Raw genomic sequence first — 23905 nt, 5'->3', positions numbered from 1 at the left:
AATATACATTTATATTTTTCTATTTATCTAATTGTTCATACACAGAATTATTGCTCTTAAACTCCGGAACAATTGTTTTTAAAAGCTTGACTACATTTACTTTATCTTCCATTACAGAAGCATCAGTAATCAACTTAATGAGGCTTTCTATTTCCAGGAATTCCATAGTTGGATCTTTAGAAATCATGATCTTTTCATTATGAGTAGGAAGTGTTTTAGCATTATCGCTTAAAAGCTCTTCATACAGTTTTTCACCTGGTCTAAGACCTGTATAGATAATTTTTATATCAATGTTAGGTTCAAAACCTGATAATTTAATCATTCTTCTCGCAAGATCAAGTATTTTTACCGGCTCTCCCATATCGAAAACAAAAATTTCTCCTCCCTGTCCCATTGTTCCTGCCTGGAGAACTAGTTCGCAAGCTTCAGGAATCGTCATAAAATATCTTACGATATCAGGATGAGTAATCGTCACTGGTCCCCCAGCTTCAATCTGTCGCTTAAAATGTGGAATAACAGAACCGTTTGAACCTAACACGTTTCCAAATCTTGTTGTAATAAATTTTGTTTTATTTCCTTCAACATGCTGTAAGGATTGAACGAACAACTCCGCTGCTCTTTTAGAAGCTCCCATTACATTCGTAGGATTTACAGCTTTATCTGTAGATATCATTACAAATCTGTTGACTTTATAACGGCTTGATAAAAGTGAAATATTTTTTGATCCTAAAACGTTAACACGGATAGCTTCATTAGGATTTTCCTCAACCAATGGAACATGTTTATAAGCGGCAGCATGGTATACCATTGAAAAGTTATAGATCTGAAATATAGGTTCAACTCTATGTATATTTGAAACATCAGCCAAAACAAATTTAAATCTGATATGAGGAAATTTTTCCTTCATTTCGAGCTCAATATCATATAACGGAGTTTCAGCCTGATCCAGAACAACAATCAATGCAGGATTAAACTGGGCTACCTGTCTTACGATTTCGCTTCCAATAGACCCGGCACCACCAGTTACTAATATGTTTTTATTAAAGTGTCTGCTTTTAACCTCTTCGCTTTCTATTTTTATTGGTTTCCTGTTAAGAAGATCCTCTATCTGAAGATTCCTGATTGCTCCCCCCAAATCACTGTCTCTTAATTTCTGTACAGATGGAGCTTTGAAAATATTTAAGTCTTTTTCTAAAAATAAATTAACCCATGAGTTCATTTCATCTTTAGACATCATTTCTTTTACAATAATGACTCCGTCAATAATAAGATCGTCTTTTGTAGATTCTTCAATTCTACTTTTTTCGTAGATAGGCTTTCCTAATAAAGAAGCTCTTTTGGAGTCTGTTCTCTGCGTAAGAAATCCTACTACCTGATAAGGCAGGCTTGGATTATCTAAAATAGCACGGGCTATAGCAATAGATTGCTCATCAATACCCAATACCAAAATCCTTTTTTTCAGAGCACTTCTTCTATATTCTCTGACGATATGGAAAAATTCTTTCACATACAATCTGAAAAGAAACAGTCCCATAAAAGAAATGATAAAGTAGAGTATCAGGAATGGTGTCAGTATAAACTTTCCGCCTGTAGACCAGAAATAAATAAGGTTGACTAATCCTACTACTGTCATAGTACAGAAGCAGGAAATCAGCAGTTTGAAAAGATCAATAAACGTAGAGTGCCTTATAATTCCTGCATAAGTTTTGAAAAAATACATAAAGATTGTATTTATCAAAATAATAAAGGCAAAAACAATGCTTTTATCTTCATGATAAATAAACTCTTTTTGGGTAATTTTTTCAATAGTATAAGTAGAAAGAAATAAAGACATTACCAGAATAATAATATCTATTACAAGTATTATCCATCTGGGAAGATATCTTACGTCTGAGAGATTGACAACATTATCACCTCCAAATATTTTTTTTCTAAGAGAGTTATACATTGTCTGAATATGTGTTCATGTTTAAATAGGTTAACACCTGCTTTTATTAATATTAATTCTTTAAGAATGGATACAAAAATAAAATAAAATCCTATCTATCCTTAAATTTTAAACAAATTTAATGAATTTCATTTTCTAAAACTTCAGAAATTCTAGATCTATAATCATTTGTTAAATTGGTCCCGGACGGCAGGCAAAGTCCTGTGTCAAAAAGTGTACCACATAAATTATTTCCAAAAAAATCACACTTTTTATATAGGGGCTGAAGGTGCATTGGTTTCCATAGATATCTGGTTTCTATATCATTCTGTGAAAATATCTCTCTAAGCTTTTCTTTTGAAAGCTCATTTTTTAAAATAACGGTATTAAGCCAATAGTTTGAAAAAAAGTCATTATTGGGAGCAGAAAACAGCTCAATATTTTCATTATTTTTCACCAGTTCTTGATAAAAATCATGATTTTTTCTTTTCTGTTTGATTTTTTCGTCCAGTGTTTCCATCTGTCCTCTTCCGATCCCTGCTGCAATATTATCCATTCTGTAATTATATCCTAATTCAGAATGGCTGTAAAATTCTGCATTATCCTTGGCTTGTGTTGCAAGAATAAGTGCTCTGTTTTTGAATTGTACATTTCTTGAGATCAAAATTCCGCCGCCACCGGTTGTAATAATTTTATTTCCGTTAAAACTTATAACAGAAAGGTCTCCAAAAGTTCCGCAGGGCTGTCCTTTATATTTACTTCCCAGTGCTTCTGCACTGTCTTCAACAATAGGAATTTCATATTTTCTTGAGATCTGGAGTATTTCTGCTGCCATAAAGGGCATTCCGTATAAGGATACTGCAATAATAGCTTTAGGCTTTTTTCCCTGCTGTATGCAATGCTTTACGGCATCTTCCAGGGCATTTGGACACATATTCCAAGTCTCGCTTTCACTATCTACGAATACAGGAATGGCTTTAAGATAAAGAATAGGATTGGCAGAGGCTACAAAGGTAAAAGACTGGCAGATCACAAAATCTCCTTCTTCTACATTTAATAATCTCAATGCCAGATGGATAGCTGCAGTACCGGAAGACAAAGCTGTGACATGCGAATTGTTGCCTAAGTAATTTTCCAGGCTCTTTTCAAATTCATCTATGTTAGAGCCGTATTGGGAAATCCAGTTGGTATCAAATGCGTTGTGTATATATTCAAGCTCACTTCCTCCCATATGAGGAGGTGAAAGCCAAATTTTTTCTTTTTTCAATTATCTATTTATGTTTCGTCAAAAGTATCACTTATTTTTTCATATTCAAAGCCTCTGCTCATTAAATATTTTATTGTTTTAGATTTTTTCTGATATTCCTGCATTCCTTTTTGCCTGGAATAATAATCTTCGAAGATTTTCCTGATCATTTTTTCATAATCATCTTCATCTATTTCATCAAAACAGCTGTTAATTAGCTTTTCCGAGATCTGTTTTTGCTTAAGATGCATTCTTATCTTATTTCTACCCCAGTGCTTGATATAAAACTTTCCCCTAATATAGCTGCGTGTAAACCTTTCTTCGTTAAGATAATTCTCTTTCAGAAGGTAGAGGATAATTTCATCTTTTGCCTCATCAATCAGCAGAAATTCTTTCATTTTTTGCTCAACTTCTGCATGACAGCGGTCCTGATAAACGCAGTAATTTACCAGTTTCAGCTTTATTTCATCAAAGGTGAAAGATTTCTTCTCCATAATAGATATGAAAAAGAATGGACAGATGCCCATTCTTTATTATAATGTTTTTTAATCAAATTAATAGTTGAACAGGGCTTTGCCTTCCATCAGTTCATTTACTTTCTTTCTTACCGAAGCAATAACTTCTTCATTTTTAATATTGTCAACCACATCAGAAATTAGTCCCGCAATCGTATCCATATCGTTTTCTTTAAGGCCTCTTGTCGTGATCGCTGCCGTTCCCAATCTGATACCGGAAGTGGTGAATGGCGACTTGTCATCAAAAGGAACCATATTTTTGTTACATGTAATATCTGCAAGCACTAAAGCTTTTTCTGTTTCTTTTCCGTTTACATTCTTATTTCTAAGGTCTACCAACATTAAGTGATTATCTGTACCACCGCTTACAATATTGAAGCCTCTGTCAGTCATAGCTTTTGACAGTGCCTGTGCATTAGATTTAACCTGCTTGGCATAAGTCTCGAACTGACCATCCAATGCCTCTCCGAAAGCAACTGCTTTACCAGCAATAACATGCTCAAGCGGCCCACCCTGAATTCCAGGGAAAACGGCTCCATCCAATACCTGGCTCATCATTTTTGTTTCTCCTTTCGGCGTTTTGTGGCCATATGTATTTTCAAAGTCTTTGCCCATCATAATCATTCCTCCTCTTGGACCTCTTAAAGTCTTGTGGGTAGTAGTCGTTACTACATGACAGTGTTCAAACGGAGAGTTCAACAGCCCTTTGGCCACTAAACCAGCCGGGTGAGCAATATCTGCCCAAAGTGTAGCCCCGATCTCATCCGCAACCTCTCTGAATTTAGCATAATCAAGATCTCTTGAATAGGCCGAGAAACCTGCAATAAGCATTTTCGGTCTTTCTCTCAAAGCAACCTCTCTCATCTGATCGTAATCGATAAGTCCTGTTTCTTTCTGAACACCATAAGAAACCACCTGATACTGAATTCCTGAGAAATTAACCCCTGAACCATGAGTAAGGTGTCCTCCCATTGAAAGATCCATACCCATGATTTTGTCTCCTGCTTTCAAAACGGCAAGGTAAACGGCAGCATTCGCCTGAGATCCTGAATGCGGCTGTACATTAACATAGTCAACACCGAAAAGCTCTTTTGCTCTGTCGATGGCTAATGTTTCAACCTCATCTACTACTTCACAGCCTCCGTAATATCTTTTTCCGGGATATCCTTCAGCATATTTGTTGGTCAGTACACTTCCCATTGCTTTCATTACGTTCTCAGAAACAAAGTTTTCTGATGCAATAAGCTCTAATCCATGGGATTGTCTTTGTCTCTCTTTTTCAATCAGGTCGAAAATAATGTCCATTTTACTTTTAGTTTTTGAAATTTTTCACCCCAAATGTACGGAATTTCCTGTAAGATTTCTTTATCCTAAAATCCGATTTTGGAATAAAATTTCAGGCATTATGCAGTAATTTACCATCAATGGTGACTTTTTTACTCCAATTTATACCTGCTTTTTAAATACAAACTTGCTTTAACCAATAATATCAATATAGGAACTTCCACTAAAGGACCGATAACTCCTACAAAAGCCTGTGAGGAATGAATTCCAAAAACAGCAATACTTACTGCAATAGCCAATTCAAAATTATTTCCTGTCGCCGTAAAAGCAATGGAGACATTTTTATCATAAGGAACTTTGAGCCATTTGTTTATTGAAAAACTAATAAAAAACATCAATACAAAATAAATGATCAGTGGAATTGCAATTTTTACCACGTCCATGGGCAGTTCCAATATTTTATCCCCTTTTAGGCTAAACATTAAGACAATCGTAAATAATAAGGCGTATAAAGTAACAGGTGATATGACTGGAATGAATTTTTGGCTGTACCATTCTTTTCCTTTGAGTTTCGTAAGAAAATAACGGCTTAGAAAACCGGCTAAAAAAGGAATTCCCAGATAAATTAAAACGCTTTCCATTACGTCGCTGATAGGTACAGAAACATTAAAATTACCCAATCCTAATTTTTGAGGAAGAATATTAATAAACAGCCATACCATAAAGCTATAGGATATAATTTGAAAAATACTATTTAAGGCGATCAGCAAAGCTGCATATTCCCGGTTTCCTTTTGCCAGATCATTCCAGACAATAACCATGGCAATGCATCTTGCCAGGCCTATAAGAATCAGCCCTATCATAAAATCCGGCTCATTCTTAAGAAAAATAACAGCTAAAACAAACATTAAGACTGGACCTACGACCCAGTTTAATAATAACGAAACGGATATTACTTTTTTATCCCGGAACACTTGTGGCAATAAGCTATAATCTACCTTCGCAAGAGGTGGATACATCATCAGAATTAAGCCGACAGCTAAAGGTATGTTAGTCGTACCTGAAGAAAATGAATTTGTTATTACAGAGATGCCAGGAAAAAAATATCCCAAACCGACTCCGATGATCATAGCCAGAAAAATCCAAAGGGTTAAATACCGGTCAAGAAATTTTAATTTGGTCTTCATTTTTAATGATTTATTTGGGAAAAAACGTAAAACATTTCGGCCCCGATTTGTAGACTTCTTTCACTGTATATTCTGGTTTGTTCAGGTGTGCTATCTGAGATTTTCGGATCTTCAAAGGTAACAGGAATACGTTTCTCTGCACCTGAAATGAAAGGGCATCCTTCATCTGCCTGGGAGCAGGTCATAACTGCAGCAAAACCTGTATTTGGATTAAAATGATCATCGTATTTTTTAGAAAATCCAAGGACAGGTAAAGCATTTTCAGAATACTTAACAGCATATACAGGGTTTTCGCTTTCACTTAATTTCCAAATATGAAAGCCAGCTTCCATCAATGTTTCAGCAACTTTAGGAAATAAAGCAGTTGCCTCTGTACCTCCGGAATAGCAGTTTACATTAGAGATTTTAAAATAGGCGGATGCAGTTTGTGCCCAGATTTGTGCCAGATGGCTTCTCCGGGAATTATGGGTACAGATAAAATTAATAGATATTGATTCTTGATTTCTTTTTTTCTGCTCTATAAAATCTATTAATGGCTGCAGAACAGCTTTTCTTTCTTCGCCGATCTCTATAGAAAGAAGTTCTTCTATATATTTTGTCAATTTAAGATACATTTCAGTCATTATAAAGGTTAATATTAGCAACAGCCCGAACCTGGTGTACAGCTAGAATCCTGATTAGCCTTCAGTCCGCTTAAGCTTATTTTTTGCTTTTCCTGAGGAATTCCACAGGCGTCTGTAGCTAAACAAGCCGTCAGTTTATTTTTTAAGATAAAGTTGTTACCGTTAAATTCCAGATCATATTTTCCAATAGTCTGATCCTGATATTCTACTTCAATTTCAAAATCTCCGATTCCCAGCTTCTCTTCTGACAAATTAATAATATGTAATAATTTTCCGGGTTTAAGACGGTGTTCGTAATCTTCCGCATTCCAGAGCTGAAAATTTATGCGTTCTTCTCTTCTGATAGTTCCTCCGCAATCGATGAAGTTTTTGGTAACCATTCCTATCTCAGTAACGTGGAAGTGTTCCGGTACAAATCTTCCGTCCTCCAGTTGGAATTCTACATTTTCCAAGCCTGGTAAAATGCTTTTAATGTCTGATAATTTCATAATTCAATATTTTAATTGTTATAATGCAATATTACGATGATTCAATTCAAAAAAAAATTTAGCAGCAATTCTGCTTTTTAACGGTGGAAATAATATTTGAAAAGAAAGCATTTAAAATTTCGAACGCTTTTTCATCGATACAGTAACATACAGAATTGCCTTCAATGTTTCCTTTGATCAGGCCTGCATTCTTTAATTCTTTCAGATGCTGGGAAACGGTAGGCTGTGCAAGAGGCAATTCATTAACAATATCTCCGCAGATGCATTCATTAACTTTCAGAAGATATTCAATGATGGCAATTCTTGCCGGATGTCCCAAAGCTTTTGCAATGACAGCGATCTTATTCTGCTCATCTGTAAAGAAATCTGTTTTTGTAGCCCCCATATTTTTTATTATATCGCAATATTACGATAATATATTTTAGCAACAAAATTTTAAGTAAAAAATCCCCACAGAAAATTTCTGCGGGGACGGCACCAATTTATAATATATAATTAAAAACTTTCTTCTGCAAGCTCTTTATTGACAATAGCTCCTGTGAAATTTCCCTGGGCAACAGCATTGGCTACAGACCTCATCATGGTGACATTGTCACCACAAGCAAAAACACCGGAAATATTGGTTTTATGCATAGAGTCAATTTTGATAAACCCATGTTCGGTAAGCTCACAGCCAAGATATCCTGAAGCATTGATGTTCTGCTCAAAAGGTATTTTGGCATACAGTGCTTTCAAGGAGATTTCTTTTCCGCTTTTAAAGATGACTTTCCGGATGTTTCCGTTTTCATGCTCTATTTTTTCAATTTCATCTTCAACAAGAATGATATTATTCTGGGCCAGTTTGTTTTTCTGATCTTTTGAAAGAGCCGATTGGCCATTACTGAATATGAAGAGATTCTTTGTCAGGTTATACACCAGTTTTGAAAATTCAAAGGCCATATCACCATCTGAAAAAATTCCGGTTACTTCATCTCTCACTTCATAGCCATGGCAGTACGGGCAGTGGAGAACTGAAATTCCCCAGCATTCTGCAAATCCGGGAATATCAGGCATGAGGTCAATCACTCCTGATGCCAAAATCAGTTTTTTAGCGTAAAATTTTTCGCCCCCAGAAGTTTCCGTTTCAAATCCTTCATCTGTTTTTCTCAGTTTTATGACAGAATCTTCATGAAACTTCACTGTATCATATGCTTCGACCTGCTTGCGGGCAAGATCAGCAATTTCTTTTGGCACTTTTCCGTCATGGGTAATAAAGTTATGTGAATGGGGCGTCTGTCTGTTACATGGTTTCCCACTGTCTATGATCAGGGTATTTCTTAATGATCTTCCTAAAGACATTCCTGCTGATAATCCGGCATAGCTTCCGCCTATAATAATAACCTCGAAATTTTTCATTTTACTAAATAATATTGAATGTTAGTCTGTTTTTCAGCTGTTCGCTTCTCACCACAAAGTTAAAATAAAATCTCATTAATGCAATATTGTTGCATTAATATTTTATTACAATAATAAAAAGATTAAAAAAAGAAACAGCTGATTTTAAACTTATTAAAATTTAAAATCAGCTGTCAGTCATATTTATTGTCGAATATGATCTGTGAATCAATTATTTTTGAAGAGTTTTATGGTGTAATCCAGGAGTTCTATCCCACCTGTTTCTCCATGTCCCGGAATTATAAGTTTGACATCAGGGTATTGGGCTTTTACTTTTTCAACGGTTTGGGACCAGGCCTGAACATTGGCATCTCCGAGATATCCTTTTGTAGCATCCATTTCTTTGATCAGACAGCCTCCGAACATTGCTTTCTCATCAGGAATATAGGCTACTACATTGTCTTTTGTATGTCCTTCTCCAAAGTATTTCACCAAAATTTTGTGTTTTCCGGCATTCAGTGTGATGGTATCATTAAATCCATGCTCCGGAACATTTGCTCCATTTTGCTTTGCCAGTTCAATAGTTTTATTGTTGGCATAAGACGGAATATTATTTTTGCCAAACTCTTTCAGTCCGCCTACACAGTCATCATGGAAATGGGTTGCCACAACAGCATTCACTTTGGAATGAAGGTTATTCTTAATCCATGAAATCAATTCCTCTGTACTTTTATCATTGGCAGGGCTATCCAGGATTACGGTTTCATTTCCGTCTTTCACAATCATCCCATTACATTCTACTTTTCCAAAGGAATCTGTATTCAGATAGGAAATGTGCTGATAAATACCGTTGGACAGTTGAATGATGGAGAGGTTATCTGTTTTATAGACTACTTGGGCCTTCTGAGTTTCTTTCTGAGAACTGCAGCTTAAAAATAACAAAGCTGAGGATAAAAATAAAATTTTGGATAGTGATTTCATAGGGCATTACAATTACAGCGAAATTAGAAAATATTTCACCCTATGATATGATCCATTATAGTTAATTAAGTGTTAATATCTGTGCTTCACCTCATTAATTTCCTCCCTGATATTTGTACGGATGTCAATTTTTGCTCCTTTAAAACTAAAGATTGTAGTTCCTTTTTCACGGGCAAATTTATTGACAATGGAATCTGCGGCTTTGGAGTTTTCGAAATAAGAACCTGTCTCTTTTAATTCATCTTCTTCTTTGGAAAATTCTTTTACCCGGATCAGGTTATCGTATTTTTTACTGAGATCAAACCAATTGATGTAATCCGCATTAAAGGAGACTGCCTGTACTCCTTTTTTGGAATAGTAATTAACAGCTCCTGCCTGTCCATAATTATCACAAAGAACCAAAGTCCTGCCACTTTCTGAAAGCTGAGAATATTCCTTATCAACCTTTTGGGCAAGCTCTTTCCATCCCTGCATATCTGCAAAATCCTGGGGCAGCGGATGGTCTTTACCGTCTTCCCAGCGGAGCAATCCCATTTTTTTATATTTTTCAGGATGGTTGATTATGTATTCCGGACTTTTATTGGGGAAAGCAAGATTATACAGAGGCAGAAACAGAAGTACAGGAACAAGGATAAAAACAGGCTTAAGAAACTTTTTCCAACTTTTATCAAAGACGTGCGCCAGAAAAACAGCCCCGAATGCTATGAAAACCGGATAAATCCCAACAGCGTAATAATCTTTAGCTTTGAAAAATAAAAACAGGGCAATAGTTATGACATATGCCCAAAAGAAAGATCTGAATTTCTCAAACGGTTTGTAAAATAACAACGCATAAAAGCCTGCAATAATGACCAATAACGAGCCTATAAAGAAAAGGATCTGGGATTTAAAAAAATCGAACCGGTCAACATGAACCAGTTGTCTTTCCGAAAGTTCTTTCATATGTGAAACAACTGGAAAATCGAATTTGTATTGCCAGATCAGGTTAGGAAGCATAATTAATACAGCTACGAAGGCCGCACCATAAAGATGAGGCTGAGCAAATATTTTTCTTTGTCTGGTCAGTAGAACGGCAGGAATAATTCCCAATACGGAAAAGACAATATTATATTTATTCAAAAAGCCTATTCCAAAGATTACTGCAGCAAGGTAGAGCCATTTTACTTTTTCGGAATTAAAATACAGGATCAGAACATAATAGATAAGGGTCCATAGCAATACCTCCAGGGAAGTTGGCTGAAAAAGCAAATTGATGCGAAGAAGTACTGAAAGCAAAATCCCTGTTGAAGCCAATATTTTGGCATACAAACTACCCTGAAGCTCATCAATAATTTTCCATACAACAACAATGGTCATTGCTCCGAAGAATGCCGGGAAAAATTTCACCCAAAATATGGACCCTCCGAGTGTTTTAACGAGCCAGGCCAGCCATGAATTCACCGGAGGAACGGAAAGATATCCCCAAGCCAGATGATTGCCCTGATCCAGATGGAGGTATTCATCTCTGTGTAACTCATATTCGGAGCTGATCAGAGAATATTGGAGGATGAATTTTACAATGATAAAGAAAAAGAGAATCAGGTAGCTTTTCTTCATAGTTATGAGATTGTATGGTTACTGTTTCTTGTAAGACAATTTATTAAAAATATCCATTACATCCATTTAAACAATAAAAATCCTGAGAAAAAATTTCCCAGGATCTTACAGTTTAAATATATAGTGATTGTTTACTATTTTTTCTTTTCTTTAAGCTCTTCCTTGTCCTTATCGGAAGGGTTCCATACTTTCACTTCAGAGTCTTTGGTGATTCCTGAAAGGATCTGAACATTGATCCCGTCGCTGGCCCCTAATTTCACATATACTTTCTTGAACTTTCCATCCGGCTGTTTCACTTCTACAAAAGGGGTATCTTTTCCGTTTTTCTTTTCGTACTGAATAAGTGATTCATCCAAAAGCAATGCATTTTTTTCAGATTTCAGGACAATTTCACCGTTAGCAGAAAAACCGGCTCTGATGTATTCGTTGTTAGGGTTGTTTACGTCACCTTCTACCGGGAATTTTATCGTTCCCAGATTATCTTTTCCCTTAGGAGCAATCATGGTCAGTTTTCCCGGGAATGTTTTGTTCTGAAGGGCACCGATCACGATTTTCATATCCATTCCCTGCTTCAGTTTTCCTGCCTGAGCTTCATCTATTTCTCCCTGAAAGATCAGAGAATTAAGGTCTGCAATGGAGCAGATGGTTGTCCCTGCGTTGAATGAGTTAGCCTCGATTACCTGGCTTCCTACTTTTACAGGAACTTCAAGAACAGTACCTGCTGCTTTTGAACGGATCTGCGTTGTTGCAAGACCCTGAAGTTCCGGAGTAGCCCCCGTTTTTACGATCTGTAATCTTTTTTGAGCTGTAGCCAGCTGCTGGTTGGCATTTCTAAGGGCCTGCTGCTGTGAAAACAGTTGCTGCTGAGAGTTCAAGTACTCCTGCTTGGAAATAACGCCTTGCTTGTACAGTTTTTCCTGCATAGAATATTGCTTCTGCATATTATCCACATTCATTTTAGCGTTGCTGATCTGCAGCTGAGAATTCACCACTTCCTGCTGAGCATTGTTTACATCAGCAATATTAGGAATGATTCTTACTGTAGCAATCAGCTGTCCTGCCGTTACCTTATCTCCTTCATCCACCAGAATTTTATCAATGATTCCTGCAATATTCGGCTTGATCTCGATCTCTTCTTTTGGAATGATCTTCCCTGTCGCCATCACCTTGTCTTCCATGTCCTGGTATTTTGGTTTTCTGGTCAGGAAAGCTTCACTTTCTTTAGAATTTGATTTTACGAGATACCCGATCCCGAAGATCAATGCCACTGCAAATAAAAGCCCGAGTACAATATAAATGGCTTTTTTCCAAGTGAATTTCTTTTTCATATATCTAGTTTATTTTTTACGATTAAAAGGAGAAAAATTAATTGAGAGGATTTAAATATTTAAACATTAAAGCCAATCATTATTTTTTCAAATTATTTTATTTTCAAATTAACATATTACTATTCTGATCTCAGGGCTTCAATCGGCCGGATCTTTACTGCACGCTGTGCAGGAATCATCCCGATAATCAAGCCAAGAATCACCATTACTGCCATGGCTCCGAATACGTTTCCATAATTTACGGTTGGGTTATAGAACGGAAACTCATCCTGGTTCTGGGTCACCATATTTAAAATAATCAGAACAAATATCCCGCACATGAATCCGAGAATCCCCGAAGAGAGTGTAATAACAACACTTTCCAGAAGAATCTGGTTTCTTACTTCAGCTGGTTTTGCCCCTAAAGCTCTTCTTATCCCGATTTCCTTTGTTCTTTCTTTTACCGTGATCAGAAGGATATTCGAGATGGCAATAACTCCTGCAAGGATCGTCAGTGTTCCTACGATGATTGTTAAAAGCTGCATTCCTGTAAGGAAACCTGTCAGTTTTTTAAATTCTTTACCCAAGTTGAAACTTCCGAAGGCATTGGTATCTTCGGGAGATACTTTATTTTTAGTCTTCAGTACTAGTTTTACGTCTTCTTCTACTCCATTAACGTTAGCATTGGGCTTGCTCACGATGGCAAACATATCAATCTGTTCTCCGGCGTTATACATTTTTGTATAGGTTGAAAGAGGAATAAAAGCAGTCCGGTCATTTTCAAAACCACCTCCTTTTTTCACTCTGAAAACACCAATCACATTAAAGAACAGTCCTTTTATGTTGACTTGCTTCCCAACAGGATTTTCTTTTTTCTTGGCATCAAAGAAATTCTTATAAATCTCTTCCCCAATCACCACTACATTCTTATTTCCCATAACATCAGCATCGTTAAGATAGCGTCCGAAAATAAGTTTTTTCTCAGAAATTTTATTTCCTACCGCATAATCTCCCGTAAGGGAATAGGTGCCGTTTTTACCGTTTCTTGACATGGATTCACCGGGTGTTCCGGTAAAGCTTCCCCTAGCATTTTGCGGAGAGATATAATCTATAGCAGACACTTTTCTTTTCAGCATATCCATATCGGATAACTGCAGATGAACTTCCCTTCCTTTCGGAAATCCCTCATATGGAATAGAGGTTTTCTGAGCCCAAAGAAAAATAGAGTTAGTCGCAAATCCGGAGAACAGCTTATCGAAACCATTTTCCATCCCTTTTGCCGCTCCAAGAAGACTCACATACAAAAACATTCCCCAACCTACCCCAATCATGGTAAGGAACGTGCGGAGCTTATTATTCCTCAGTGAATAATAAATTTCCTGCCAAGTATCTTTTTTAAATAAAATGTTCACTTCTTTGAGTTATAAGTTTAAAATATATATGAATGATGATTGATAATTGATCAATGATGATGTCTGTTTACCGCATCACTACTCAGTTCTTAACGCCTCTATTGGTTTAATCCTCGAAGCTCTGTATGCCGGAACAAATCCTGCAATAAGCCCTGAACACACCAAAGCTATAAATGCCATGAAGATGGTTCCCCACCCTACACTCGGGCTTTTGATGAAATATTCTTCAAGACTGTCTCCTATTAAACTAAGCGCCAATACACCTACTGCCACTCCAACAATTCCTGAAACTACCGTTATCACCACACTTTCCTGTACAATAAGAGCTACAATACTTTTCGGTTTGGCTCCAATAGCCTTACGTACACCAATCTCTTTGGTTCTTTCTTTTACGATATACACCATGATATTACTGATCCCGATAATTCCTGCCAGCAATGTTCCCAGTCCGATAAAGCCTACAATAAGGGTAAGCACGGCCATAAACTGGAAGGTTTCATTCATATTCTGGGCATTATTCCAGACACGGACTCCGTTTTCATCGTCAGGAGCAACATTCTTCCTGGCTTTTAAGCGGTCTTTAAGCTCATCCCCATATTTTATGGCTTCCTGGGGTGTTAGTTTTTCGTTATAGGCAATATATGCGGTAGATACGGTATCCGAACCTTTTTTCATCTGTTGAAGGGTTGTAATAGGAACGGTAATATGTCTTTCGTCCCAGTCTCCTCCGTCATCGGAAAATACCCCTACTACTTTGAACATGGTTCCGTTGATATTCAGGTCTTTTCCCACCGGACTTCCGTTCTTGATGAGGTCACGCTGAACCATCCTTCCGATTACCGCTACATTCTGTTTTCTTGCAAGGTCCATAGGCGAAAGATAGCGCCCGTCCAGCATCTTCCTGTTCTCAATAACCTTTTCTCCCGGTTCTGCACCGTTAATCTGGTAAGTGCCACTTTCCTTTCCGTATTTCACCATTAAACTTGTGGTATATCTTGGGCTGGCATCACCTACTTTTTCTTTATCTGTATTGATCAGGAAATCATAATCTTCATTATCCATGGTAACCGTTCTGTCAGACTGAAGTCCTTTATAGGCCAGTGTGGTTTTACCGGTATAGATCGTGATAAGATTCTGTGCATCTCTTGCAAAACCTTCGGTAAAGGCATTCTGAAGCCCTTTCCCTATTCCGAAAAGAACAACAAAAATAAAAAGCCCCAAAGCCACTGTAAACCCCGAAAGCACCGTCCGCAATACATTACTGCGAATAGAACTGAATATTTCCTGCCAACGATCTAGGTCAAACATAGTTTTTATTTTTTACTTTGTAAAAAGTCAATTAACTGCGTTGTGAATTTTCTCCGAAGTCAATTAACCCTGTTGTCAATTGTTTTTAAATAAATTATTCTAATTGACAATTCACTTTCTCTATTTCTTTTTCAACATTCCGCTTAGTAAGATAAATGTTGTTTTTATTAAATTTTCAATTTTTACTAATTCTTCTTTTTTGATATAATTACAGTCTATAACTATATCAAAACAGGAATCCAATTCTATCACGGAACCTCTGGCTATTTCAAAATATCTTTTCCTTTCAGTTTCCGATCTTCTGGAACATCCTTCCGTAATATTTAAAACTACCGAAGTTGAAGCTCTGCGTATCTGGTCTGTAAGATTAAAACGCTCACTATCCGGAATCTCAGATAATACTTTATAACATTCAATTCTTAACTGTCTGGCCGATTGATAAACATCAAGTTTATAATGGTTCAGATTTAAAAACATAATTATTTTTTTTCATTTGTATTTGTGTGTTCCTTATTATTACTTAATTTTTATTAAAACTGATAACCCCAACATTCACAATTGACTTGCGAAGCAAAATTCACCATTCACCATTCACCATTCACCATTCACTTACAAAACAATCTGCTTGATAAACTCATCACTTTCTATGATGCCATCCTTCAGTATTACGTTTCTTTTCGTCTGTGCGGCTACGTCCGGTTCATGGGTGACAACGATGATGGTTCTTCCTTCATTATTGATATCCTGAAGAAGTTTCATAATATCGTGCGTCGTTTTTGAATCTAACGCTCCGGTTGGCTCATCGGCCAGAACTACTTTAGGATCTGTGATCAGCGCTCTTGCAATGGCTACTCTCTGCTTCTGTCCTCCGGAAAGCTCGTTGGGAAGATGTCCTGCCCATTGCCCGAGACCTACTTTTTCCAGATATTCCAATGCTTTCTGGTTACGCTCTTTTCTCGGAACGTTTTGGTAATATAAAGGAAGTGCTACATTTTCCAGAGCTGTTTTATAGCTGATCAGGTTGAAGGACTGAAAAATAAAACCCAGAAACTTGCTCCTGTACTCTGCAGCTTTCACTTCAGACAGATGCTCAATCGGAACATTATCCAGCTCATATGTTCCCGAATCTTTTTCATCCAGAATACCGATGATATTAAGAAGTGTAGATTTCCCGGAACCGGAACTTCCCATAATAGAAACAAACTCGCCCTCGGAAATATTAAGATTAATCCCCTTAAGAACGTGCAGTTTGCTTTTCCCCGTATCGTATGATTTATGTAAATCCTGAATTACTAACATGAAGTGATGCTTGTTTTATACCCAATAAGTAGGTGTTATTTTCAATTTGTTACAAGAACAATAATTTATTCGAATATTTTATTGTTTAACTTTTTAAACCTTTATTTACAGTACATTAAGGAAAAGTGTTTAACTGTAACTTTAATTTTTCATTTATTTTTTACTCATACCCCCGTCTAAGCCATTATCCGTGCTGGTTTCATGTAAATGTGGAAAACTTTTACAGTTAAAACTCAGCCAATTACTATTTACCCCTTTCAAAATCAGTTCTTTTTTTCGAACTTTGTCATTAGTTCTTTACAAGAAACCTCCACTCATGAATGTGAATATGTTTCTCACGTAAATACCAAACATACAAGAAGTTAAGCATTACTTCAACATTATCCACAGTGATGCAGATTATTTAATTTTTAAAGCTATTTTAATATGGGAATTTTCGATAAAAGAGTAAGTTACAAGCCATTTGAATACCCTGAGGTTCTTCAGTTTGTAGAGGCGATCAACAAATCGTTCTGGGTGCATTCGGAAGTGGATTTTACTGCAGATGTTCAGGATTTTCATTCGCAGTTAGAGCCGCACGAAAAACACGCTGTAAAAAATGCACTTTTAGCCATTGCACAGATCGAGGTGTCTGTAAAGACATTCTGGGGAAACCTATACAATCACTTACCAAAACCTGAATTCAACGGCCTTGGAGCTACTTTTGCAGAATGCGAATTCCGTCATTCTGAAGCCTATTCCCGATTGGTAGAGGTATTAGGATATAACGAAGAATTTTCCAATGTTATAGAAATTCCTGCTGTGAAAAAGAGAATTGACTTCCTGTCAAATGTTCTGAAACACGCCAATTCTACAACACCGAAAGAGTATGTATCTTCCCTTTTATTATTCAGCATCCTGATCGAAAACGTATCCCTATTCTCACAATTTGCGATCATCCTTTCTTTTACAAGATTCAAAGGGTATATGAAGAATGTTTCCAATATCATCGCATGGACATCCGTTGACGAGCAGATTCACGCCAATGCAGGAATCTATCTGATCAACAAGATCCGTGAAGAACAGCCGGACCTGTTAACAGATTCAGATATCGAAGACATCTACACATTGGTAGATCAGTCCATTGAGCTGGAAGGCGAAATCCTTGACTGGATCTTTGAACTGGGAGAACTAAGCGTTTTCTCAAAAGAAGACCTTCTGAACTTTATGAAATACCGTGTAGACGACAGCTTAAAGAAAATCAATATGGAAACCCGTTACAATGTTTCCCCTGAACAATACCGTCCAATGAAATGGTTTGAAGAGGAAGTTTTTGCCAATTCTATGGATGATTTCTTCGCAAAAAGACCAGTGGATTATACAAAACACGATAAGAGCATTACGGCGAACGATTTGTTTTAAAAAAAGATATAATGAAAGTCACTATACATAGACTCGAACCTACCGTAAAAGATAGGAATATATCTCTAAAATGCCCACATTGTGGACATTATGGCACTTTTCAAAGTTTAGTTCATGGACCCCATGACATTTTAACTGTCGACAATTTTTCTGACAAGTATTACTTGGGAATAAGAAGATGCCCGCGCAATGAATGTAATGGACACTTATTCTTTATAATGAATAACTTTAGTGATCTTATTTTTACATCGCCATCCGATACAATTCCTTTTGACCAAGAAAACATTCCTAGCAATATTGCAGAAGCCTTTCGAGAAGCAATTATATGTCATTCAAATAACTGTTTCATTGCTTCAGCAATAATGATCAGAAAAACTCTCGAAGAGATATGTGAAGAAAGAGAGGCAGAGGGCAAGAACTTATTTGTTCGTTTAAAAGATTTAGGAACAAAAATATTGATTCCAAAGGAGTTAATTGATGCAATGGATGAACTTAGGTTATTAGGAAACGATGCCACACATATTGAAGCTCAAACATTTAATGAGATTGGAAAAAATGAAATCGAAATTTCAATAGAGTTTACAAAAGAAATCCTAAAAGCTGTGTATCAATATGAAAGTCTTTTAAGCAAATTAAGAAATCTAAAAGCAACACGACCATCAACAAATTAAATATATATGATCAATGTAATCGTAACCTACACCGTAAAACCCGAATACGTTTCGGAAAACAAAACCCATATTCAAAAGTTTCTGGATGATTTTAAAAATCTGGATCAGGAGACATTTGAGTATAAGGTTTATGTAAAAGAAGACGGTGTTACCTTTTTACATTATTCAAATTATATCAATGAAGAAGTTCAGCAAGAGGTTTTGAACACGCCTTCTTTTAAAGAATTTCAAAGATTAAGAGATGAAAGCGGACTGAACGGTACGCACAAAGTGGAAATATTACAATCAATATAAAAAACAACAAAATTCCGGAGCATAAACACTGCCCTGGAATTCGAAAATATAAACATCTATGGAAGAACAAAATTCAAATATATGGTGGCTCAATGAAGAGTCCGAGCAAATGCTGAACAGAGGATATCTGTTAAAAGGAGAAACTGTAGACGGAGCCATCGACAGAATCACTACTGCTGCTGCAAAAAAATTATACAAGCCGGAATTACAACCTGCTTTCAAAGAAATGATCACCAAAGGATGGATCAGCTTCTCCTCTCCCGTATGGGCAAATATGGGAACACAGAGAGGTCTTCCTATCTCATGCTTCAACGTACACATTCCGGACAGCATTGAAGGCATTACCCACAAAATGGGTGAAGTGATTATGCAGACAAAAATCGGGGGTGGAACTTCAGGATATTTCGGAGAACTGAGAAACAGAGGAACTGCTGTAACTGATAACGGAAAATCTTCAGGAGCGGTTTCGTTCATGAAATTATTCGATACCGCGATGGATGTAGTTTCTCAGGGAGGCGTAAGAAGAGGTGCTTTTGCTGCTTATCTGGATATTGACCACGGAGATATTGAAGAATTCTTATCCATCAAAGATATCGGTAGCCCGATCCAGAACCTGTTTACAGGGATCTGCGTTCCTGATTACTGGATGCAGGATATGATCGATGGGGATATGGATAAGCGTAAAATCTGGGCAAGAGTTCTTGAAAGCCGCCAGCAAAAAGGTCTTCCGTATATTTTCTTCACCGATAATGTTAACAGAAACAAACCTCAGGTTTACAAGGACTTAGGAATGCCTGTTAATGCAAGTAATCTTTGTTCCGAAATTATGCTTCCTTCCACCAGAGAAGAGTCGTTCATCTGCTGTTTATCTTCTATGAACCTGGAATTGTATGACGAGTGGAAAGATACTGATGCTGTAAAATTAGCTGTTTATTTCCTGGATGCTGTTTTGACTGAATTCATCGAAAAAACAGAAGGAAACTACTACCTGCAGGGAGCCAGAAACTTTGCACTGCGTCACAGAGCGCTTGGATTGGGAGTTTTAGGATACCATTCTTATTTACAGAAAAATATGATCCCGTTTGAAAGTTTTGAGGCAACTCAATTCAATGCGAGAGCTTTCAAACACATCAAAGAGCAGGCAGAAACTGCTTCAAGAGAATTAGCCAACATCTATGGAGAGCCGGAATTACTGAAAGGTTACGGATTGAGAAATACCACCACAATGGCTATTGCTCCTACCACTTCAAGTTCTGCGATCTTAGGACAGACTTCTCCTGGAATTGAGCCATTTGCTTCTAACTATTATAAAGCAGGTCTTGCCAAAGGAAACTTTATGCGTAAGAACAAATATTTGGCAAAATTACTTGAAGAAAAAGGTCTTGATAATGAAGAAACCTGGAGAACGATCATGCTGAACCATGGTTCCGTACAGCATCTTAAAGAGCTGACAGACGAAGAGAAAGCAGTATTCAAAACGTTCAAAGAGATTTCTCCTATGGAAATTATCTCTCAGGCTGCTCAAAGACAGCAATATATTGATCAGGCTCAATCTCTGAACTTACAGATTCCATCTACAATGCCTGTAAAAGATGTCAATTATCTTTATATCGAGGCTTGGAAAAAAGGTGTAAAAACTCTTTATTACCAAAGAAGCTCCTCTGTCTCTAAAGAAATGATGGTCAATTTTGTGACCTGCTCCGCTTGTGAGGCATAGCAATTTGTAATGAACTAACTAAATATTAAAAGCACACTTTTCAGTGTGCTTTTTGTTTATATCAAGATTTTAACAAATTTTAACGCTCAAGTTAGAAAAACAAAACTTCTCATTAATCCTTCATTAATGCTTAAAATACTCACTCTACATTCACCAAATAGTGAATCAAGTGTCTGCGGCAATAATTTCTAAGTATTATTTTTAATAATTTTATATTACATTTGTTGAAAATTTATTAAAAAACACAGATTCCAAATTAAAGTATTTAATATTAAATCAGCAAGAAAAATAGATCATTTGAGCTTTATTAAAATATATAAAGCAGATATATTTTGAATAAATATGATATAATTTAATATTAAACATTTGTAATCAAAAACAGAAATTAATTATAATAATTCATTTCCAGATTATACAAAAGAAATAGGTATTCATAAAAAAACACAAATAAAATACAGGAATACCAAAATGTATAAATAGAAAAAAAAACACAAAAACAGCCTTGTATAAATGCTAAATGATGAATTTAACAAATTTTATTTATAATATAAAATAACAAAAAAATTTAATTAAACAATTAATTTACTATTGGCAGGAAGTTTGCTAATAGTACACAAAAACAACACAAAAAAATTATTTCGAAATGCACAAGATTATTACTTTAATTTTGGTAATGGCTTTTTGTACCATTACTGCTCAGGTGGGTATTAACACTTCTACACCTGATCCAAGCTCAGCTTTAGACATTACAAGCACTTCTAAAGGACTTCTTTTACCAAGAATCAGCAATCTAGCAACAGTTACCAATCCAGCAACAGGACTCGTTATTTTTGATACTAACAAAAAATGTATCAGTCAAAATGTAGGAACGCCTGCCGCTCCGGACTGGGTATGCCTTTCTCCGTATGTTGCTAAGTTCTTTTACATGCCGAGCGTAGTTTTTGACACGACTACTCCTGCAACAGGACAGACAAAGGATCTGTATACTTTATATAAAAACCAGTTTTCCAATATCCCGGCAAATGCAAGAAGCACATCAGCTCCGGCTGCGATTCCGTTTTTTCCAAACGCAACAGATTTACACTATTATGTAACGGGTTATGATACTTCTGTTTTCAAAATAAACAGCATCAGCAACACAGGTGTATTAAATTATGATGTTTTATCAAATGCTACCTCAGCATCTTTCATCAACATCGTATTTGTTGTAAAATAAGCAGCTATGAAAAAGAATTTAAAAGGGCTGTCTTGGATGAGCCTGATTTTCGTTCTGTTTACCAACTTCGCGTATGCACAGACAGATAGTACTGAGGTAGCAAGTATTTACGGGTTTTATTCCTATTCAAGTTCATTAATGAATGCTTCTGCGGCACCAGAACTTTCGATACAAGGAAGCGCTTCCCATACTTCTACAGGAATACAGCTTACTCCTGCAAGCTCAGGACAGTTTGGAGGATTGTTTATCAACGGAAGAACTTTTACTTCGGTAAACGGGCTTCATGTTGAATTTGAATATGACATGAAAAATGGAACACCCTTGGGTGGAGCCTATGGAGACGGATTGTCTTTTTTCCTTTATGACGGGGCAGTAACAAGCCCTACCATTGGAGCACCTGGTGCCGGTATCGGATATTCCTATAACAGGACACAAAACACCTATGCAAGCCAAAGAAAAGCTGGTTTATCTGGGGCTTATCTGGGTATTGCCCTGGATGAGTTCGGAAATTTTAAATCGAAGCGTTTTCAGGGTGAATCCAGAGTAAATGGTATTGCGGGGGTAGCATGGAGCCAGGCAACAAGCCATGTCACTTTAAGAGGGGCAAGAGGAGCCGCCATTAATGCCAATGGTTTAGGATTGGGATATACCGGATATCCCGTATTGGTTACCCGTTCTACCTTAAGCAACTCAGGTGCGGTAGGTAGAATCCTGCAAACTGACAGAAGCTATCTTGCGACTTCCAATTCACTTCCCTCTTTATTTGACCTCAGAAACAACGCCGGAGAGTTCAGGAAAGTATACCTAGATCTAATTCCCCATTTTACAACTCCGACCACAACAGATGGGTTTGATATAAAAGTGGATATCCAGACTACACAGAACGGAACTCCTGTGAATGTCATCAATTATTACCACTACAAAACTTCAGTACCTTATACCGAGAATGCCAATCCTCAGATCACTGATTTTAATACTTCGGATGTTGAAGGAGCCGCTACTCCTCAAACTTTGGATGCAACGGTTCCAGCTGTTTTGAAGCTTGGTTTTGCAGCAGCTACAGGAGGAGCTTATCAACAGCATATTATCAGAAATGTAAAGCTTACTCTTCCTTATGCCGCTGTTGCTAATGATGATATAGCTTCTACATGTAAGTTACAACCGGTTAATATTCCTGTCTTCACTAATGATATAGCTTATAAAGGCCCTATCAGCGTTACGACCCCACCAACCGGTAGCAATTCTAATATTGATTATTCGACATTCAGTTTTACAAAAAACAATGATACAGATCTTACGCTGTACCGTAAAAAAGTGACTCCACAAGGAACATGGACTTATAATAAAACGACAGGTATTGTTACCTTCAATCCTTCAAGCGGATTTACAGGAACAGCAACGATGACCTATACGATAAAGGGAAGAACTGTAAAAGACTCAAACGGTAAGATTATTGAGCCTTATGGTGATACTGCTTACCGGTCTACTCCCGCTACTATTACTGTCAATTTAAAAACCACAGGTTGTATCTATTCTGTTATTTCGAACAGAATGGTAACACAGGGAGTAAAATAAGACGACAAACAAGACAGTTCAATAATAAATAAAGCTGGAACAAACAGAAATGTCCCAGCTTTTTGTTTTATTATATCATTCAGACCAGTAGAAGATCATTAAAAATAGATCTTACACCCCCAATAGATCATTTACTATATAAAAAAATGAAATCATTTTTTTTAAAAATATTTATTAACTTTATATAAACAAAAACACACACATTTATGAAATTAAATTTTACATTATATCCCTTCTCTATTGTTTGTATTTCATAAGATACAAATAAGATTGACAGACTCGTTCGTAAGTTTTTGATATTAGTTGCTATAAAAGGAAGCACATAAAACATTATTGATTATACTGTTTAAATGAATTTCACTGCGAAATACTGAATTGTAAAACTTTCTACACCAATTATTAAAGATTTATACAACCTGGGTACAAGTTAGTTCATGGTATTTAACTGACTCCCGTGAAGTCTGAATAATATTATAAATCCATT

22 protein-coding genes are annotated in these 23905 nt (G+C 36.5%); 6 read left to right on the top strand and 16 right to left on the bottom strand.

All coding sequences use genetic code 11. From position 1 onward, the window contains the following. Window positions 1-19: 19 nt before the first annotated feature. From DRF61_RS10060 to DRF61_RS09985, 16 genes are all read right to left on the bottom strand, one after another. Window positions 20-1948 carry a polysaccharide biosynthesis protein gene (locus tag DRF61_RS10060; protein WP_111956560.1) on the bottom strand — a complete coding sequence of 643 codons (1929 nt, stop codon included), beginning with the start codon at window positions 1946-1948 and terminating at the stop codon, window positions 20-22. 118 nt (window positions 1949-2066) lie between these two features. Then, window positions 2067-3158 carry an aminotransferase class I/II-fold pyridoxal phosphate-dependent enzyme gene (locus DRF61_RS10055; protein ID WP_111956902.1) on the bottom strand — a complete coding sequence of 364 codons (1092 nt, stop codon included), beginning with the start codon at window positions 3156-3158 and terminating at the stop codon, window positions 2067-2069. A 44-nt stretch (window positions 3159-3202) separates the two neighbouring features. Next, window positions 3203-3667, bottom strand: coding sequence for a regulatory protein RecX (locus DRF61_RS10050; RefSeq protein ID WP_111956558.1), 465 nt, complete (start codon window positions 3665-3667; stop codon window positions 3203-3205). Window positions 3668-3727: 60 nt separating this feature from the next. Then, window positions 3728-4993, bottom strand: coding sequence for a serine hydroxymethyltransferase (glyA, locus tag DRF61_RS10045; protein ID WP_111956556.1), 1266 nt, complete (start codon window positions 4991-4993; stop codon window positions 3728-3730). A 131-nt stretch (window positions 4994-5124) separates the two neighbouring features. Next, a complete protein-coding gene (gene arsB / locus DRF61_RS10040; protein ID WP_111956554.1) occupies window positions 5125-6159 on the bottom strand; it encodes an ACR3 family arsenite efflux transporter in 1035 nt (344 codons plus the stop codon). A gap of 2 nt (window positions 6160-6161) precedes the next feature. Continuing rightward, on the bottom strand, window positions 6162-6773 hold the full coding sequence (locus DRF61_RS10035; RefSeq protein ID WP_111956900.1) for an arsenate-mycothiol transferase ArsC: 612 nt from the start codon (window positions 6771-6773) through the stop codon (window positions 6162-6164). Between the two features lie 23 nt (window positions 6774-6796). Then, window positions 6797-7270, bottom strand: coding sequence for a DUF6428 family protein (locus tag DRF61_RS10030; RefSeq protein WP_111956552.1), 474 nt, complete (start codon window positions 7268-7270; stop codon window positions 6797-6799). A gap of 58 nt (window positions 7271-7328) precedes the next feature. Further along, window positions 7329-7655, bottom strand: a complete 327-nt coding sequence (locus DRF61_RS10025) for an ArsR/SmtB family transcription factor (RefSeq protein WP_034729278.1) — start codon at window positions 7653-7655, stop codon at window positions 7329-7331. Between the two features lie 110 nt (window positions 7656-7765). Continuing rightward, window positions 7766-8665, bottom strand: coding sequence for an NAD(P)/FAD-dependent oxidoreductase (locus DRF61_RS10020; RefSeq protein ID WP_111956550.1), 900 nt, complete (start codon window positions 8663-8665; stop codon window positions 7766-7768). Between the two features lie 207 nt (window positions 8666-8872). After that, on the bottom strand, window positions 8873-9625 hold the full coding sequence (gene bla / locus DRF61_RS10015; RefSeq protein WP_111956548.1) for a subclass B1 metallo-beta-lactamase: 753 nt from the start codon (window positions 9623-9625) through the stop codon (window positions 8873-8875). Window positions 9626-9697: 72 nt separating this feature from the next. Further along, window positions 9698-11221: a glycosyltransferase family 39 protein gene (locus DRF61_RS10010; RefSeq protein ID WP_111956546.1), complete on the bottom strand. Its 1524-nt coding sequence runs from the start codon at window positions 11219-11221 to the stop codon at window positions 9698-9700. Between the two features lie 134 nt (window positions 11222-11355). Continuing rightward, window positions 11356-12549, bottom strand: a complete 1194-nt coding sequence (locus tag DRF61_RS10005) for an efflux RND transporter periplasmic adaptor subunit (protein WP_111956544.1) — start codon at window positions 12547-12549, stop codon at window positions 11356-11358. A gap of 119 nt (window positions 12550-12668) precedes the next feature. Further along, on the bottom strand, window positions 12669-13940 hold the full coding sequence (locus tag DRF61_RS10000) for an ABC transporter permease (RefSeq protein ID WP_111956542.1): 1272 nt from the start codon (window positions 13938-13940) through the stop codon (window positions 12669-12671). 78 nt (window positions 13941-14018) lie between these two features. Next, window positions 14019-15248: an ABC transporter permease gene (locus tag DRF61_RS09995; RefSeq protein WP_111956540.1), complete on the bottom strand. Its 1230-nt coding sequence runs from the start codon at window positions 15246-15248 to the stop codon at window positions 14019-14021. Window positions 15249-15368: 120 nt separating this feature from the next. Continuing rightward, window positions 15369-15725: a four helix bundle protein gene (locus DRF61_RS09990; protein WP_111956538.1), complete on the bottom strand. Its 357-nt coding sequence runs from the start codon at window positions 15723-15725 to the stop codon at window positions 15369-15371. Window positions 15726-15857: 132 nt separating this feature from the next. Further along, a complete protein-coding gene (locus DRF61_RS09985) occupies window positions 15858-16547 on the bottom strand; it encodes an ABC transporter ATP-binding protein (RefSeq protein WP_111956536.1) in 690 nt (229 codons plus the stop codon). 426 nt (window positions 16548-16973) lie between these two features. On the opposite strand from DRF61_RS09985, the gene DRF61_RS09980 reads away from it, so the two are divergent. The 6 genes from DRF61_RS09980 to DRF61_RS09955 all read left to right on the top strand — a co-directional run bounded on the left by DRF61_RS09980 (window position 16974) and on the right by DRF61_RS09955 (window position 23421). Next, the gene (locus tag DRF61_RS09980) at window positions 16974-17948 is read left to right on the top strand and encodes a ribonucleotide-diphosphate reductase subunit beta (RefSeq protein WP_111956534.1); all 975 of its coding nucleotides are present in this window, start codon (window positions 16974-16976) and stop codon (window positions 17946-17948) included. A gap of 11 nt (window positions 17949-17959) precedes the next feature. Further along, window positions 17960-18619 carry a DUF4145 domain-containing protein gene (locus tag DRF61_RS09975; RefSeq protein WP_111956532.1) on the top strand — a complete coding sequence of 220 codons (660 nt, stop codon included), beginning with the start codon at window positions 17960-17962 and terminating at the stop codon, window positions 18617-18619. 6 nt (window positions 18620-18625) lie between these two features. Beyond that, on the top strand, window positions 18626-18913 hold the full coding sequence (locus tag DRF61_RS09970) for an antibiotic biosynthesis monooxygenase (RefSeq protein ID WP_111956530.1): 288 nt from the start codon (window positions 18626-18628) through the stop codon (window positions 18911-18913). 58 nt (window positions 18914-18971) lie between these two features. Next, window positions 18972-20630 carry a ribonucleoside-diphosphate reductase subunit alpha gene (locus DRF61_RS09965; protein WP_111956528.1) on the top strand — a complete coding sequence of 553 codons (1659 nt, stop codon included), beginning with the start codon at window positions 18972-18974 and terminating at the stop codon, window positions 20628-20630. Between the two features lie 643 nt (window positions 20631-21273). Next, window positions 21274-21846 (top strand): hypothetical protein, encoded by a 573-nt coding sequence (locus tag DRF61_RS09960; RefSeq protein WP_111956526.1) that lies wholly within the window; start codon window positions 21274-21276, stop codon window positions 21844-21846. Between the two features lie 6 nt (window positions 21847-21852). Beyond that, window positions 21853-23421 carry a hypothetical protein gene (locus DRF61_RS09955; protein ID WP_111956524.1) on the top strand — a complete coding sequence of 523 codons (1569 nt, stop codon included), beginning with the start codon at window positions 21853-21855 and terminating at the stop codon, window positions 23419-23421. Window positions 23422-23905: the final 484 nt, after the last annotated feature.

The sequence above is a fragment of the Chryseobacterium lathyri genome (genome assembly GCF_003290185.1).
GTDB lineage: Bacteria > Bacteroidota > Bacteroidia > Flavobacteriales > Weeksellaceae > Chryseobacterium > Chryseobacterium lathyri.
This window is presented reverse-complemented; position numbering and strand designations above follow the sequence as displayed.